The sequence below is a fragment of the Paenibacillus sp. AR247 genome, from assembly GCF_002968895.1.
In the GTDB taxonomy this organism is placed as follows: Bacteria; Bacillota; Bacilli; order Paenibacillales; family Paenibacillaceae; genus Paenibacillus_AQ; species Paenibacillus_AQ favisporus.
This window is the reverse complement of the sequence record NZ_PCZT01000025.1, coordinates 207,048-222,561: the sequence shown is the minus strand read 5'-3', so window position 1 is coordinate 222,561 and position 15,514 is coordinate 207,048. Positions and strand designations below refer to the sequence as shown.

The following is a 15,514-nucleotide window of genomic DNA, read 5'->3' as shown; positions in this document are numbered from 1 at the left end:
TACAGAGAAAGGGGGAAGCATTGTGGGAATCGGTTCATGGGCAGGGCTGTGGTTTGCACTCAGCATACCGGCGATTCTGCTGATGTATTTGCTCAAACGCAAGTTTATAGACACCACCGTGCCCAGCCACCTGCTGTGGGACCGGGTGCTGAAAAATATTGAAGCCAACCGCCCGTGGCAGAAGCTGCAAAATCGTCTGCTGCTGTGGCTGCAGCTGCTTGCCGCCGCGCTGCTCGTTTTGCCCTGCTGCAGCCTTATCTGTGGGTATCCGGAAATAGCGGAGGGCATATCGTCTTCGTTGCCGATACATCGGGGAGCATGGGTGCAATAGCGGCGCCGCCAGCCGGCAATGCAGAACAGTCTTCCCAGGACCCGCAGGAGACGCGGATCGAACGAATGAAATCCGAGATGAAGCAGTACGTGAAGAAGCATGCCCGCGGCAGCGAGGTGACCCTGCTCAGCATGAAATCCGAACCCGACGTGATCATTTCCCGGGAAAAGGATGCGAAGCGCATTCAGGATGCGATCGACGGTCTCACGCCTTACTACGGTCAGGCGGCGTATAATGAGACGCTGTCGCTGGCCTCTGCGCTTACACGGGAGGAGCAGAACGCGGAGGTTGTTCTTTTTACGGACGGCGAATGGAAGGGCCCCAGCGACCAGGTGACGTTTGAAGTTCCTGCACACACAGTCCTGGTTGGAAACGGTCCGGTGAAAAATGCCGGCATCCAGCAGTTTGGCATTCAGCAGGGCAAGGAAGGTAATGATGCGGTGGCCGTGCTCGGCTCGAGCGGGACATGGGATGCGCCGGTCGATATACGTATTTATGGGGACAACAAGCTGCTGCGTACCGAATCGGCCGATCTTGCCCGGCACAGCGCCACACTGGTTCTGCAGTCTCTGCCGCCGGCTGACGTGTACCGGATTGAGCTGGATGGCGATGACGGATATGCCGCGGACAACGCAGCTTACGCTTTTGGGAAAAGCAGCCGGGAGCCGAGCATTCTGCTGCTGACGCCGGGCAATCTGTTTCTGGTAAAGGCGCTGCAGCTGACCGGAGCGCAGGTGACCCGGATGACAACGGAAGAGACGGCATCCAGCAATTCCGCGAAAACGGCGGATTCAGGGAACACTGCGTCTGTTCCACAGGTTCCCAAGGATCCGCCGGATTTGATCGTTGTGGACGGGCAGGCGCCTGCTTTTACGAAGGAAGGTTCCTGGAAGCAGCTGCTTGAAGAGACCCCGCTGTGGTCGATCGGCGGCAGCGGTCCGGAAGTCAAGGTGAACGGTCAGGAGCCTAAAGTATCCGATCATCCGGTGAACCGGTACATCACGCTGAAAGGCCTCTATGTGGGCGAGCTGCACAAGGAACCGCTGCCGGCCTGGGCCGAGCCGCTGGTGACGATCGGTGGTACGCCGGCAATATATGCAGGCAAGGAAGCGGGACATCCGCGGCTGTCGTTTCTGTTCCGGCTGCAGGACACGGATCTGCCGCTATCGGCGGAATTTCCGATCCTCGTCCATAACGCGGTTTCTTGGCTGAACGAAGGCGAAGGTATGGGCCTCGGCAGGGTAACAGCCGGATCGGGCATGGAGGTGCCGATCGCAGCGGATACGGAGCAAGCGGAATGGAAGGTGCAGCATACCGGGGTGCCTGGTGCGGGAGCGCCGGTTCCGGAGGTGCAAAAACGGGAGCGGGCGATATCCTCCCTGCAGACGGCGCCGCAAGTACCCGGATTGTATGCTTTTGAAGAGCGAAACAGTCAGGGGAACACCACCAGCTATCTGGTGGAGGCGGCTGCCGATCCTTTTGAGGGGACCTTTGCCTCCTCTAAACCGGTTGTTTTGAAATCGGGCCAAGACGATACAGGCAGGGCTGAGGCAGGTGCCGGAGAACAGGCAGGGAATCCGGGAACGGATGGGAAAATCGGTCAAAGCCGCTACTCGCTCATGTGGTTGGCCGCCGCCGTCGTACTGCTGATGATCGTGACCGAATGGGGGGTGTACCAGCGTGGGCGTTCAATTTAATCACCCTTGGCTGCTGCTCTTGCTCCTTCCGCTGGCGCTTCTGATGGTGTATGCGTACAAATCGGACTTTCGCCTGGCCGGCCGCCGCAAGACCTGGGCGATCGCCATCCGTTCCGTGATCCTGCTGCTGCTCGTGCTGATGCTGTCCGGATTGCAATCTTATACTGTATTGCACCAAAAGAAGGTCGTATATGTCGTTGACCGCTCGATGAGCATGACGGACACGGAAAGCGCCGAAGCGTTTATTGGACAATCGGCCAAAGGCAAGGAAGCGAAGGACACCATCGCGGTGGTATCCACAGGTCTGGACGCGGCTGTTGAGCAAAAAGAGACCCATGAGCTCCCGGGCTCCCTTCGGCTGAATGCGGACCTGAAGCGGGAATACACGAATCTGGAAGCCGGCATGACGCTCTCCGGGAGCATGCTGGACAGCCGCTCGGATTCCCGGATCGTCCTGATCACCGACGGGGAGGAGAATGTCGGCAGCATGCTGTCGGCCGGACGGCTGTTGAAGGACCAGGGCATCCCGGTTGACGTGCTGGAGATGCCTTCGTCCGAACAGCAGGACGTCTCCGTGGAGGAAGTCAAAGTCCCGGAGAAGCTCTACCAAGCAGAGTCCTATTATATTGAAGTGCTGGTGCGGAGCACTTATAAAGGCAAGGGTGAGCTCCGGCTGTATGAAGACAACGCCGAGATCGGCCGCGAGTCGGTGGACGTGACCCCGGGAGACAACCGGTATGCCGTGAAGGGGCTGGCGAAAAAAACGGGGCTTCACCGCTACCGTGCCGAAATTTTCATGGACGGCGACCGCCAGTCGGCCAACAATGCGGGATATGCCTTTACCCGGGTGGAAGGTCCGCCCAAGGTGCTGATCGTGGAAGGCGAGAAGGGAAACGCGGCCAATCTTGCGTCGGCCCTCTCATCGGGCCTGGTTCAGTATGAGCGGATCGATCCGAGTGTTCTGCCGCTGGAGCCGTCGAAATATGCAGCGTATGATTCTATTATTTTTAACAACGTATCCGGCGACCAGGTGGGCGAGCGGCGGATGGCCATGATCGAACAGGCGGTCCGCACCTACGGGGTCGGGTTTATGATGGCCGGTGGCGAGGACAGTTACGGCATGGGCGGCTATTTCAAGACGCCGATCGAAAAGCTGCTCCCCGTCTCCATGGAGCTGGAGGGCAAGCGGGAGATCCCGTCCCTCGGTCTGATCCTGGTCATTGACCGTTCGGGCAGTATGAGCGGGGACAAAATGGAGCTCGCCAAGGAAGCGGCGATCCGTACGGTGGAGATGCTGAGATCCAAGGATACGGTCGGCGTGCTCGCCTTTGATTCCCAGCCGTGGTGGGTCGTGACCCCTCAGCCCTTGGCGAACGGCAAGGAAGACGTCATTTCGCAGATTCAGTCCATCCAAAGCGATGGCGGGACCGATATTTACCCGGCCGCGGCGTCCGCCGTGGAGGAAATGCTGAAGGTCAAGGCCCAGCGGAAGCATATCATTCTGATGACCGACGGACAGTCGGCCGGAAACGGCGGATACAGCGATTTGATCGAGCAAATGAAGGGCGGCAAAATCACGATGTCCACGGTTGCGGTCGGAATGGACGCGGACGTCAATCTGCTGCAGTCGCTGGCAGATGAGGCCAAGGGCCGATACTACTTTGTGGATGACGCTTCGTCGATACCGTCGATTTTCAGCCGCGAAGCCGCGATGATGTCCAAGTCCTACATCGTGGACAAGCCGTTTGTGCCGGCACTGCAAAACGGCGGGGACTGGACGTCTTTGTTCGAAAATGGCGTGCCGCAAGTTTACGGCTATGTCGCCACCACGCCGAAGCAGGGGGCGCAGACGGTGTTGACCAGTCCTGAGCCTGACCCGCTGCTGGCGAGGTGGCAGTACGGATCCGGCCGAACCGTCGCCTGGACGAGCGACCTGATGGGCAAATGGTCGAAGGACTGGGTAGCTTGGCCCGCCTTCTCCAATGTCGTGACCCAGATGGTAAAGTGGACCTTCCCGCAGTTTACGGCTTCCCCGTATGAGGTAAGCACGCGAATCGAGGGGAACCGGGTCCGTTTTGAAGTCAAATCGGATACGGCTGGCACGGATCAACTGCAGGCCGTCATTACCGGGGATGACCTGCAGGAGCATAAGGTGGATCTCGTTCAGGAGGCGCCGGGAAGCTATACCGGAGAGCTGCCGGTGGACCAGTCCGGTTCGTATCTGATGACGCTGCTCGATGGCAGTGGCAAGCCGGCTGCGCCCGGCACCGGGCTGGTCGTCTCTTACTCTCCGGAATACCGGATTGCGGACGGGAATTCGGATCAGGGGCTTCAGCGATTGGCTGAGCTGACCGGCGGCCGGATGCTGTCGATAGACCATCCGGAGCAGGTATTTGCCGCCAAAGCCAAGCCGAGCCGCCAGCTCCATGATTGGAGCTATGCGCTGCTGGCCGCGGCCCTGGTGCCCGCAGCCGGAGGAAGAGCGGTCCGCAGCGATGGACCGCCTGCTGGCCGCGCGCAAGCGGAACTCGCGCTAGAGCGCGGACCGCGCCAAATTTACTCAAACCAAGAACCCCTTGGAGGCAGAGGGCTGAGGCCCGCCAGTGAATGCCATTCCAAGGGGTTCTTTTTCATATGGATTTTCAATTACAATATGTGAATTTTCAATTTATAACATCTTCGTTTAGATGATCGACGTTCCCTGCGAATTCCCGCCGGTGGTAAGCTCCCAGCGGCATGTCATCGTCAGCACGTCCCCGTTCAGCTCGGCGGACAGCCGGCCGCCCATCTTCTCCATCAGGCTGCGGGCGATGGACAGGCCGAGGCCGGTCCCTTTACCGGAGCGCGTTTGGTCGGCTGTATAGAACCGGTCAAACAGCAGGGAGGGATCGGTGCCGACGAGATGCGGGGCATCATTGCGGATGACCAGCACCGCCTCGTTATTTTGCCGCTTCAGCCCGATGCCGACTTCGCCGCGCGTGTGCTTGATCGTATTGAGCAGCAGGTTTTCGATGACCCGTTTGACGGCCGACTCATCCGCGAACCCGATGATCTCCTCTTCAGGAAACTCCAGGAATGGGGTGATACTGCAGTCGGTGAACTGGTCATACAGGCTCATGATCACGTCCTGCAGCACCAGGACGAAACGGATGCGCGCCGGCTTCAGCTCGTAATCGGTGGACTCGATCACGGAAAGCTCGAAAAAATCGTTCAGCAGCGCCTGCAGACGCTGCGAACGGTGTTTGATCACACTTAAGTAGGCATGCTTTTCTTCGGGACTGAGGTCCTCGGCATCAAGCAGCTGAATATAGCCGAAGATCGACGTCAGCGGCGTGCGGATATCATGGGACATGTTGGCGATCGCCTGCTTCAGCTCGTTTTCCGTTCGGCGCTGCAGGGCGCCGCTCTCGGTCACCCGGTCGATCAGACGGTTGATTTCAGCCGCAAGCGATTCAAGATCTTTTTCGTAATAGGACAAATCGGTTTTTTTGTCCCGATCTGCCTTCGTTGTAGCTCTTCAACTGGGCGGTTACCCGCCGAAGTTCCCTGCGCATCCGCAGGAGGCGGACGACGAGCAGAGCAATTATGCCGACAACGACAATGGTGATGTAGAGCATCGTTTGTCCGCCTCCTTGGGTTAGATGGTTTCCCGCGAAAATTCACTACCTTGCAGCTCATTGTTTGTATGGGGTTGCTTCTTCCAGTTGCTTCTTACTTAATCTCCTTCTTCCGGAAGGCCAGAATGCCCAAAGCTCCAAACATCAGGAACCAAACGACCGGAACCACGACCATGGCGCTGAGCTGTCCACCGCTTCGTTCCAGGATCGGCACGTTGTTGACCAGCTTAAATACGGAGTAATCATAAATGGTGCCTATAAATGGAACGTACTTTCCAGCCACCGCTAGCATGGAATCCATCAGCAGGTAGAGTATGAACAAAAATCCGATCGATTTGCCGCTGTCGGTCAGCAAGGTGGAAAACAAGGCGGCAATGCCGGCAAATCCGGCCGCATAGAGGACGGTAAATCCCAGGGCTCGCAGTACAAAAGGCAGCGGTAACGATCCCGCGTCCCCATTAGCGATCACTATCACGGCTGTTGCTACCACAGGCAGGGCGAGCGCAAGCACGGCCGTACCAACGGTGAAGACCAGCAGCTTTGCGGCGAACAGCCGGATCCGGCTGTTGCCGGAAGAGGCGATGCATTTCATGACGCCGGTCGAATATTCGCTGGAAATAAAGAAACCGGCCAGCAGGGCGGCGGAAAACTTCAGTACATAGGCGTTGCCGGCCAGCACATTTTGCATAAACTCCAGGCTCGTGACTTCCGGCTCGCCGGCGGTATGGTCCATGATGACGAGCAGGGGATATACGATGGCGGCCGCCGCAATGCACAGGAGCAGGGTCCGGAACGAGAGGTCCTTGCGCAGCTTGAAGCATTCCGCTTTGATGACGTTGCTCATGCCTGCACACCTCCGATCCGTTTCGTGAAAAACGTCTCCAGGTCTTCGCCTTTCGGCATAAACTGCTCGATCTCCAGGCCGGATGCGGCGAGTGTGGTCGATATGCGCCCGGGATGCTCCAAATGATCGTAGAGCTGGATGGACCCGTCCGGCATGACCTCGAATTCCGTGGTGTCCAGACGGTTCTGCAGGACCGATGCCGCCGCGGCAGGGTCGTTGACTTTGATATGAATGAACTGCCGGCATTTCTCCTGCAGTTCCTTGGCCGTCAGTTCCTCGAGCAGGACGCCGCGGTGAATGATGCCGTAATGGGTGGCCAGCAGATGCAGCTCGCTTAAAATATGGCTGGAAATCAGGATGGTGATCCGCCGTTCCTGGTTCAGCCGCTTGAGCAGCTCGCGCATTTCGACGACGCCCATGGGGTCAAGCCCATTGGTGGGCTCGTCCAGAATGAGAAACTCCGGATCACCCAACAGGGCGATCGCCAATCCCAGACGCTGCTTCATGCCCAGCGAGAAGTTTTTCGCCTTTTTCCGACCTGTTCCTTCCAGGCCCACCAGTTCGAGCGATCGCTTGACGATATCTTTTCCGGGAATGCCCCGCAGAAGCCGGTTGGCTTCGACGTTCTCCTCCGCCGTCATTTGCGGGAACAGCGCCGGGCTTTCAATGATGGATCCGATGCGTTTGCGCGCCTCGTTTGTTTCCGCTGGACCGCTGTATCCGAACAGCTCCACCGAGCCTTCCGTCGGAAAGGCCAGCCCCGCGGCGATGCGGATGAGCGTGGATTTGCCGGCTCCGTTTTGCCCAATGAATCCGTAAATGGACCCCCGTTTGATCGAGAGATTCACCTTATCCAAAGCGATGCCGTTTTTGAACGTTTTGGTGAGATTGGTGGTGCGAAGAACATATTCGCTCATGATTTTCTCATCAGCCTCCCTCCAGTGATAGGCTCAGTGTATTCCGGAAAGCGTAAGAGAAGTTTAAGACAATTCTTAAGAAAGGCTTAAGTCTGAAGAGGCGACTGCGGCCGGTACAAGACTGCAGCGGATAACGCTATGTTGTTGAAGGATGCGGCTGTACAGCCCTGAAAGGCAGCGGACCTAAGCTCCACCAGCTTCTCACGGCTTCAGCCGGTAGCCGATGCCCCACACGGTTTCGATCCATTCCTCGCCGGGGCAAGCCTTGGCCAGTTTGCTGCGCAGATTGCTCATATGTACGTTGACGGTATTGTCATCCCCGAGAAACTCCTCGCCCCAGATGCTTTCATACAGATTGGATTTGGAAAATACCTTTTTGGGCGATGCCATGAGCAGATGAAGGATATCGAATTCGCGGGCGGTCAGGGAAATCGGCTCGCCGTCGGCGTGGACGGTTTTGGCTTCCGGGTCGAGCAGCAAATTTTTATGCGAATAGATGACCGGCTTGGCGGAGTTCGCGGCACGATGGACCCGTCTAAGATGCGAGTCGATGCGTGCAGATACTTCCTCGATGTCGAACGGCTTCGTGATATAGTCGTCGGCACCGCCGCGGAGGGCGGCGATCTTTCCGGACTGGTCGCCCTTGGCTGAAATGATCATTACCGGCGGAGCGCCGTGTTCCCGAGCTTCGTTCAGTACTTCCTCGCCGGATAAGCCGGGAAGCATCAAATCCAGAAGGACCATGTCCCATGGCTGCTGCTTCAAATAAAGGACGGCCTCGGTCCCGGAAAAGGCGGGCTGTGCGGTATATCCGCTGCGGTGGACAATACTGCAGAGCAGGCCGCTGATGTCGTTGTCGTCCTCCACGACCAGAATGTGCGTATTTCCGTTCATTTGACGTTTTCACCTCGGTTACATGCAGTTGAGTTACGAACTATCATACTCGAAGAAACGGCTGTTTCCAATGGTTTTTGCTGTTTCAGGACCGGACCGTGCGGGTCATAGATGGAAGACGTGTCAACCCGCAGGAGTACATGAAAAATGTTTGAAACTATTGCCAGACGGAGGGCAGGCGAGACTTCGCCCAATCCCGCTCGGCTCTTGGCTTCGACCGGGATCTGCTGCCCCGTCATCCGATCAGTTTTGCTCCGCATAATGACCTTCTTCATGGGGAATGGTGATAAAGGTTATGGAAAAGAAGAAAGGCAAGTGTTATAATAAGTCAAAATGAAACATTCAAGCGGATGTTCTTCTAAGCCGCCGGGTTTTTCCGTGCTTTCAAGTGTGCCCGCTTCATGTTAATTTCCCAGAAATACTGAGGAGGATAACCATGACTGACAAGAATCAAGCGATTGACAAGGCCGAGAACGCGACCATCGATAATCTGTCGATTACGACGATCCGTACCCTCGCGATCGATGCGATCGAGAAAGCCAACTCCGGACATCCGGGTATGCCGATGGGCTCTGCACCAATGGGATACCAGCTGTTCGCAAAGACGATGAACCACAATCCGGAGAATCCGACCTGGATTAACCGCGATCGTTTTGTTCTCTCCGCTGGGCACGGCTCTATGCTGCTGTACAGCCTGCTTCACCTGAGCGGATACGATCTTCCAATGGAAGAACTGAAACAATTCCGTCAATGGGGAAGCCTGACTCCAGGTCACCCAGAGTTCGGTCACACAGCTGGCGTTGACGCAACGACAGGTCCTCTTGGACAAGGCGTGGCTATGGCCGTTGGTATGGCAATGGCTGAAGCTCAGCTGGCTGCAACTTACAACAAAGACAACTACAAAGTGGTTGACCACTATACGTACGCGATCTGCGGCGACGGCGACCTGATGGAAGGTATCTCGCATGAGGCTGCTTCTTTGGCGGGCCATCAACAGCTCGGCAAGCTGATCATGCTGTACGATTCCAATGACATTTCCCTCGACGGTAAACTTAACCTGTCCTTCTCCGAAAACGTACAAAAGCGTTTCGAAGCATACGGATGGCAAGTGCTGCGCGTGGAAGACGGCAACGATCTTCCGGCCATCGAGAAAGCCATTGCGGAAGCGCAAGCCGAAACGAGCAAACCGACCCTGATCGAAGTGAAAACCGTCATCGGTTACGGAAGCCCGAACAAACAAGGTAAAGGCGGCCATGGCGGTACTCACGGATCCCCGCTGGGTGCGGAAGAAGCCAAGCTGACCAAAGAATTCTACAAATGGGTATACGAAGAAGACTTCTACGTGCCTGAAGAAGTTCGCGCTCATTTCGCGAAAGTGAAAGAACACGGCGTGAAAGTCAACAAAGAATGGAACGAGCAGTTCGAAGCTTACAAGAAAGCTTATCCTGAACTGGCCGCTCAATTCGAAAAGGCTGTTGCCGGCGACCTTGCTGAAGGATGGGATAAAGACCTTCCGAAGTATTCCGTGGAAGACAAAGCTGTATCGACACGCGTTGCTTCCGGTAACGCCCTGAACGGTCTTACAGGCGGCGTACCACAGCTGCTTGGCGGATCCGCCGACTTGGAAAGCTCCACGATGACTCACCTGAACAACCTGGCCAACTTCACCCCTGACAGCCGCGAAGGCCGCAACATCTACTTCGGCGTACGCGAATTCGCGATGGCTGCCGTGATGAACGGCATGACGCTGCATGGCGGACTGAAAGTATTCGGCGGTACGTTCTTCGTATTTACCGACTACCTGCGTCCGGCGGTTCGTCTGGCTTCGATCATGAAGCTGCCTGTCACTTATGTTCTGACTCATGACAGTATTGCGGTTGGTGAAGACGGTCCTACCCATGAACCGATCGAACAGCTGGCATCGCTGCGCATCATTCCTGGATTGACTGTGATCCGTCCGGCTGACGCCAACGAAACATCGGCTGCCTGGGCTTACACCGTTGAAAATAAAGAGAACCCGGTAGCGCTCGTATTGACGCGCCAAAACCTGCCGATCCTGGCCGCTACGGCTGAGGGTGCACGCGAAGGCATCAAGCGCGGTGCTTATGTAGTAGCTGACGCGAAGAACGGCAAACCTCAAGCGCAAATCATCGCAACGGGTTCCGAAGTACAGCTGGCTGTGAAAGCCGCCGAAGCGCTGTCCAAAGAGGGCATCGAAGTTCGCGTCATCAGCATGCCAAGCTGGGATCTGTTCGAAAAACAAGATCAAGCTTACAAAGATTCCGTCCTGCTGCCTGACGTCAAAGCGCGTCTTGCCATCGAAATGGCTTCGCCATTCGGTTGGGAACGCTATGTCGGCGACAAAGGCGACATTCTCGGCATCTCCATCTTTGGCGCATCCGCTCCTGGTAACCGCGTCATTGAAGAATACGGATTTACGGTGGACAATGTAGTCAGCCGTGTCAAAGGGCTGCTGTAAGGTCATAGCCGTTTAATTCATATTTTGAGTTCAAAAGGAGCAGTGAGCACATGTCGCAGTTCAGCAATGCCACCATCGTCAAAGCAGCCAACGTCTATTATGACGGCCAGGTGACCAGCCGCACCGTCATTCTGGAAGATGGTAGCAAGGTTACGCTCGGAATCATGCTTCCGGGCACGTATGAATTTGGGACGGACGGTCCTGAAATTATGGAGATCCTGTCCGGCCACCTGAAGGTCCTTCTTCCCGGTGAAGAATCCTGGCAAGAAATTCAGGGAGCACACACGTTTCACGTGCCTGCCCATTCCAAATTCGCTCTGGAAGTGTTCAGCGTAACCGATTACTGCTGCTCCTACCCGGCGGAGTAACGAAAAAGGGTAAGTCCGTCATCTGGCGGACTTACCCTTTTCTCTCCGGTAAACTCATTTTTCTGCATAATTTGGAGCCGTTCCATTCAACCTATGGCTGTATATGGAAGGAGCCTGTCCATTATTGCAGCGGCTTGCCGCCGATCGTCTGTCCGATCCATGCTTCATAGCATTTGACGACAGCGGACAGGTCCTCATCTCCGAAGCCCTGCGTCTGCCCGGCTTGAAACAGGCTTTTTGCCAGGTTCAGCATCGGGGACGGTACGCCGGTGGCGTCGGTGAGGGAGGAGGCAAGCTTCAGGTCTTTGAGCATCAGCGCAAGGGAGAACTGGTTGCTGAAGTCGTGGTCGATGATCTTCCGGCCTTTCAGGTCCGCGGCCTTGCTGCCGGCCGAACCCAGCTGCACCAGCTCGAGGAAGCTGTCCGCAGGAATGCCGGATTTGGCGGCGATGGCGAAGCCTTCCGCCAAGGCCAGGTTGTTGATGCCGACCATCGTGTTATGGGCAAGCTTGGCAACAGAACCGCTGCCGCTTGGTCCCATATGGATGACCTTCTTGCCCAGCGTATCAAACAGGCCGGATGCGGCTTCCAGTACGGAAGCTTCTCCGCCGACCATAAATACGAGTGTGCCGTCGATGGCCGCCGGCTTGCTGCCGGTAACCGGTGCGTCGAGGAAATAGGCTCCGAGCTTGTGAACCTCGGCGGCCAGCTCTTTGACGAGCCCCGGGGAAATGGTGCTGCTGTCAATGACGGTGGTGCCTTGAGCCAGCGTTTTCAGAATGCCGTCCTCGCCGTAAAACACCTCGCGGATGGAATCGTCATTGCTGACCATCGTGATGACCGCATCCTGTCCTGAGGCCGCTTCGGCAGGAGTGGCGGCTTGGGACGCGCCTTCCCGGACAAGCGCTTCGGCCTTGGAAGCCGTGCGGTTATAGACGGTTACCTCGTAACCTTGTTTTAACAAATTGGAAGCCATGGGCGCTCCCATGGTGCCCAGTCCGATGAAGCCTATTTTTTTCATGAGAATCACCTTTTCCTGTGAGATATAAGCATTCATTAAGTTTACCATGAGGCCATGCGACAATCCATGGGGGGAGAAGTGAAATTGTGGGTGGATAAGCTTCATATTGTCCTTGCCAAATGCAGTCAAATTACAGTATCCTATTCTAAAGCTGTTTTTTTCGGAGCGTAAATAGAATAGAGATGAAGCCAAACTAGGAGGTTTACATTAGATATGTCTACCAAATTAAATTTCGATTACAGTAAGGCGCTCTCCTTTATCGGTCAGCACGAAGTGGATTATCTGGCAGAGCCGATCCGACTCGCTCACGAGCAGCTTCATAACAAGACAGGCGTAGGTTCTGACTTCTTGGGATGGATTGATCTACCTACCCAATACGACAAGGAAGAATTTGCACGTATCCAAAAAGCAGCAGCGAAAATCCAAAGCGATTCTGACGTTCTGATCGTCATCGGAATCGGCGGATCTTACCTCGGCGCACGCGCGGCGATTGAAGCTCTGTCCCATTCCTTCTATAATGTATTACCAAAGGACAAGCGCAAGACACCTGAGATCTATTTCGCCGGCAACAACATCAGCTCCACTTATGTGGCGCATTTGCTCGATCTGATCGAAGGCAAGGACTTCTCCGTGAACGTCATTTCCAAGTCCGGCACAACGACGGAGCCTGCGATTGCATTCCGTATTTTCAAAGCCGAGCTGGAGAAGAAATACGGCAAGGAAGAAGCCCGCAAGCGTATCTATGCAACAACCGACAAGGAAAGAGGAGCCCTCAAGAAGCTCGCGAATGAAGAAGGCTATGAGTCCTTTATCATTCCGGACGACGTCGGCGGAAGATATTCCGTACTGACTGCGGTTGGCCTGCTGCCAATTGCTACTGCCGGAATCAACATCGAAGAGATGATGCAGGGTGCCGCTGACGCTTCCAAGGAATTCAGCAACCCGAACGTACATGAGAACCTCAGCTACCAATACGCTGCCGTGCGTAACGCACTGTACCGCAAAGGCAAAGCCATCGAGATTCTCGTGAACTACGAGCCTTCTCTACACTTCGTATCCGAGTGGTGGAAACAGCTGTACGGCGAAAGCGAAGGCAAGGACTACAAAGGCATTTATCCGGCATCCGTCGACTTCTCGACCGATCTGCACTCCATGGGACAATTCGTTCAGGAAGGCAGCCGCAACATTTTCGAAACCGTCATCCAGGTGGACAATGTAGCGAAGCAAATTACGATCGAAAGCGATCCGGACGATTTGGACGGCCTGAACTTCCTGGCTGGCAAAACGATGGATTTCGTCAACAAAAAGGCCTTCCAAGGCACGATGTTGGCACATACAGACGGACAGGTTCCTAAACCTGATCGTAACCGTGCCGGATATGACTCCGTATTCCTTCGGATATCTGGTGTACTTCTTTGAAAAGGCGTGCGGTATCAGCGGCTATCTGCTTGGCGTCAATCCGTTTGACCAGCCTGGCGTGGAAGCCTATAAGAAGAACATGTTCGCTTTGCTCGGCAAACCGGGCTATGAGGAAGAAAAAGCGAAGCTGGAAGCAAGACTGTCTGAATAAGAATAACATCAGCAACTTTTGAATAGACTTACAAAGCTAGGGAAGCAGTTCACCGGTTAATCAACAGCGGGGGACTGCTTTCTTGGCAAATAAGAAAGGGCATAAACATGATTGATCGCTATCGAACCGTCCGGGGGGCGGGATCCAAGGAAATTGTCATTAAGAAGTCCCGTTTTATCGGCCATGTGAAACCGGTGGACAGCGAAGATGATGCAAACGCTTTTATTGAAGAGATCAAGAAGCTGCACTGGAATGCCAACCATAACTGCTCCGCCTACATGATCGGGGAGAGGGATGAGATCCAGAAGCAGTCGGATGACGGGGAGCCGAGCGGAACGGCCGGCAAGCCGATTCTCGAGGTAATCCGCAATCAAGGGTTGAAAAATGTGGCGATCGTCGTGACCCGGTACTTCGGCGGCATCATGCTGGGGGCGGGAGGACTGATCCGGGCATACACGGACGGTGCTGTGGCGGCGATTGAAGCGGGGGAAGCGATCACACGCGTGCTTCACCGCGAGATTTTTGTAGAAATCGACTATACCTGGCTGGGGAAGGTCGAGAACGAGCTCCGGGGCCGTGAGGTCCGAATGGGGGAAACGGTGTTTACGGATAAGGTGCGGCTGACGTGCCTGCCGGAAGACCGTGAAGCGGAGACGTTTATGTCGTGGATGGTGGATTTGACGCAGGGGCAATCCCTGATTACGGAGGGCGAAAAGCTTTATTTTATTGAAGGGGAATAAGGTCTATGGCAAGAAGAGCAGTGGAACAGGAGTTGTCGAGGGAGAGGATTCTGGAAGCGGCCAGGCATTTGTTTGTGACCAAGGGTTACCGGGCCATTTCTATGCGCAGTATTGGTCAGCATTTAGGTTACAGTCATGGTTCCTTATACTATCATTTCAAGGAAAAGGCAGAATTGTTCTACGCCATCGTGGTTGAGGATTTCAACAATCTCGCTGTACAGCTGAATAAGGTGCTCAAGGTCGCTCCGACCCAGGACTTGACCAAGGTGGAACAGCTCATGCTGGAGTTCATCCGTTTCGGCCTGGACCATCCTTATCAGTACGAGATCATGTTCATGATCCGGGACGAAGAACTGCTGTCCTACTGCCGTTCTGAGCAGGGGCGCTGCTTCGAATTGTTTGCCTCCATGGTGCGCCGTTATATGAACGAGGAGGAGCACGGCCCTGATCATTGCCGCAATCTGCCGTTAACGTTATTTTTGTCCATGCACGGATTCATATCGTATTACATCCAGGATCGCGTGACTTTTGAGGAGATCAAACCCGCGGCCATCACGCATGTGAAGATATGCTGCCGCAGTCTGCGGTAATTTTTTTAGGTACTTACTTTATAACGGTGAATTGGTATTGCGCCAACGTATAAATGCTGTGGCGAGTGTGAGCGCAGCTGAAGAAAATAAGGTGAAGGGGAGGGCATGCAGAAATGCCTCACACCCCGACACCTGTTTTGTCATGCCTCCTTTTGGGGATACGGCGGGCTTCCTTATCCCTCCATAATTTTTACATGGTATTGTCTGCGGCGCGGCCCGTCGAACTCGCAAAAATAAATCCCCTGCCAGCGTCCGAGCAGCAGCTCACCCTCCGTAATGATCACCGTCTGCGAAGGTCCGCAGGTGATCGACTTCAAATGGGAAGCCGTGTTGCCTTCGGCGTGGCGGTATTTTGGATGCTCCCACGGATACACCTCATCCAAACGCAGCAGCACATCATGCTTCACGTCCGGATCGGCGTTTTCGTTAATGGCGATGCCGGCGGT

The 15,514-nt window shown here is 55.4% G+C and carries 14 protein-coding genes and 1 pseudogene; 9 read left to right on the top strand and 6 right to left on the bottom strand.

From position 1 onward, the window contains the following. Positions 1–22: 22 nt before the first annotated feature. From CPT76_RS33895 to CPT76_RS33885, 3 genes are read left to right on the top strand one after another with little or no spacing between them, the layout of a single operon-like run. On the top strand, positions 23–331 hold the full coding sequence (locus tag CPT76_RS33895) for a BatA domain-containing protein (protein WP_105446028.1): 309 nt from the start codon (positions 23–25) through the stop codon (positions 329–331). Next, positions 319–2,028: a vWA domain-containing protein gene (locus tag CPT76_RS33890; protein WP_105446027.1), complete on the top strand. Its 1,710-nt coding sequence runs from the start codon at positions 319–321 to the stop codon at positions 2,026–2,028. The genes CPT76_RS33895 and CPT76_RS33890 overlap by 13 nt, the downstream gene beginning before the upstream one ends. Next, complete coding sequence (locus CPT76_RS33885) at positions 2,012–4,687, top strand: VWA domain-containing protein (RefSeq protein WP_105446026.1); 2,676 nt, start codon at positions 2,012–2,014, stop codon at positions 4,685–4,687. The genes CPT76_RS33890 and CPT76_RS33885 overlap by 17 nt, the downstream gene beginning before the upstream one ends. A 24-nt stretch (positions 4,688–4,711) precedes the next feature. Here the strand turns inward: CPT76_RS33885 and CPT76_RS33880 are convergent, their stop codons facing one another. After that, positions 4,712–5,506, bottom strand: coding sequence for a sensor histidine kinase (locus tag CPT76_RS33880; RefSeq protein WP_258169057.1), 795 nt, complete (start codon positions 5,504–5,506; stop codon positions 4,712–4,714). Positions 5,507–5,516: 10 nt separating this feature from the next. On the opposite strand from CPT76_RS33880, the gene CPT76_RS41030 reads away from it, so the two are divergent. Next, the gene (locus CPT76_RS41030) at positions 5,517–5,669 is read left to right on the top strand and encodes a hypothetical protein (RefSeq protein ID WP_258169056.1); all 153 of its coding nucleotides are present in this window, start codon (positions 5,517–5,519) and stop codon (positions 5,667–5,669) included. Positions 5,670–5,739: 70 nt separating this feature from the next. Here CPT76_RS41030 and CPT76_RS33875 read toward each other — a convergent pair whose 3' ends face one another. The 3 genes from CPT76_RS33875 to CPT76_RS33865 form a co-directional block, all read right to left on the bottom strand. Then, positions 5,740–6,489 carry an ABC transporter permease gene (locus tag CPT76_RS33875; RefSeq protein WP_105446025.1) on the bottom strand — a complete coding sequence of 250 codons (750 nt, stop codon included), beginning with the start codon at positions 6,487–6,489 and terminating at the stop codon, positions 5,740–5,742. After that, positions 6,486–7,406 carry an ATP-binding cassette domain-containing protein gene (locus tag CPT76_RS33870; protein WP_105446024.1) on the bottom strand — a complete coding sequence of 307 codons (921 nt, stop codon included), beginning with the start codon at positions 7,404–7,406 and terminating at the stop codon, positions 6,486–6,488. The genes CPT76_RS33875 and CPT76_RS33870 overlap by 4 nt, the downstream gene beginning before the upstream one ends. A 201-nt stretch (positions 7,407–7,607) precedes the next feature. Next, entirely contained in the window at positions 7,608–8,300 is a 693-nt protein-coding gene (locus CPT76_RS33865) for a response regulator transcription factor (protein WP_105446023.1), read from the bottom strand. Positions 8,301–8,736: 436 nt separating this feature from the next. Here CPT76_RS33865 and tkt point away from each other — a divergent pair, with 436 nt between their 5' ends. Then, on the top strand, positions 8,737–10,779 hold the full coding sequence (tkt, locus tag CPT76_RS33860; protein WP_105446022.1) for a transketolase: 2,043 nt from the start codon (positions 8,737–8,739) through the stop codon (positions 10,777–10,779). A 50-nt stretch (positions 10,780–10,829) separates the two neighbouring features. Beyond that, on the top strand, positions 10,830–11,147 hold the full coding sequence (gene ppnP / locus CPT76_RS33855; RefSeq protein WP_076173446.1) for a pyrimidine/purine nucleoside phosphorylase: 318 nt from the start codon (positions 10,830–10,832) through the stop codon (positions 11,145–11,147). A gap of 121 nt (positions 11,148–11,268) precedes the next feature. Here the strand turns inward: ppnP and CPT76_RS33850 are convergent, their stop codons facing one another. Next, positions 11,269–12,168, bottom strand: coding sequence for an NAD(P)-dependent oxidoreductase (locus tag CPT76_RS33850; protein ID WP_105446021.1), 900 nt, complete (start codon positions 12,166–12,168; stop codon positions 11,269–11,271). A gap of 213 nt (positions 12,169–12,381) precedes the next feature. Here CPT76_RS33850 and CPT76_RS33845 point away from each other — a divergent pair. The 3 genes and pseudogenes from CPT76_RS33845 to CPT76_RS33835 all read left to right on the top strand — a co-directional run bounded on the left by CPT76_RS33845 (position 12,382) and on the right by CPT76_RS33835 (position 15,068). Beyond that, positions 12,382–13,738, top strand: a pseudogene (locus tag CPT76_RS33845) (glucose-6-phosphate isomerase). A 107-nt stretch (positions 13,739–13,845) separates the two neighbouring features. After that, positions 13,846–14,478 carry a YigZ family protein gene (locus CPT76_RS33840; RefSeq protein WP_105446020.1) on the top strand — a complete coding sequence of 211 codons (633 nt, stop codon included), beginning with the start codon at positions 13,846–13,848 and terminating at the stop codon, positions 14,476–14,478. A 5-nt stretch (positions 14,479–14,483) separates the two neighbouring features. Continuing rightward, positions 14,484–15,068: a TetR/AcrR family transcriptional regulator gene (locus CPT76_RS33835; RefSeq protein WP_076173442.1), complete on the top strand. Its 585-nt coding sequence runs from the start codon at positions 14,484–14,486 to the stop codon at positions 15,066–15,068. Positions 15,069–15,241: 173 nt separating this feature from the next. Here CPT76_RS33835 and CPT76_RS33830 read toward each other — a convergent pair. Continuing rightward, on the bottom strand, positions 15,242–15,514 hold a 273-nt coding region (locus tag CPT76_RS33830), incomplete at its 5' end, for a secondary thiamine-phosphate synthase enzyme YjbQ (protein ID WP_105446019.1).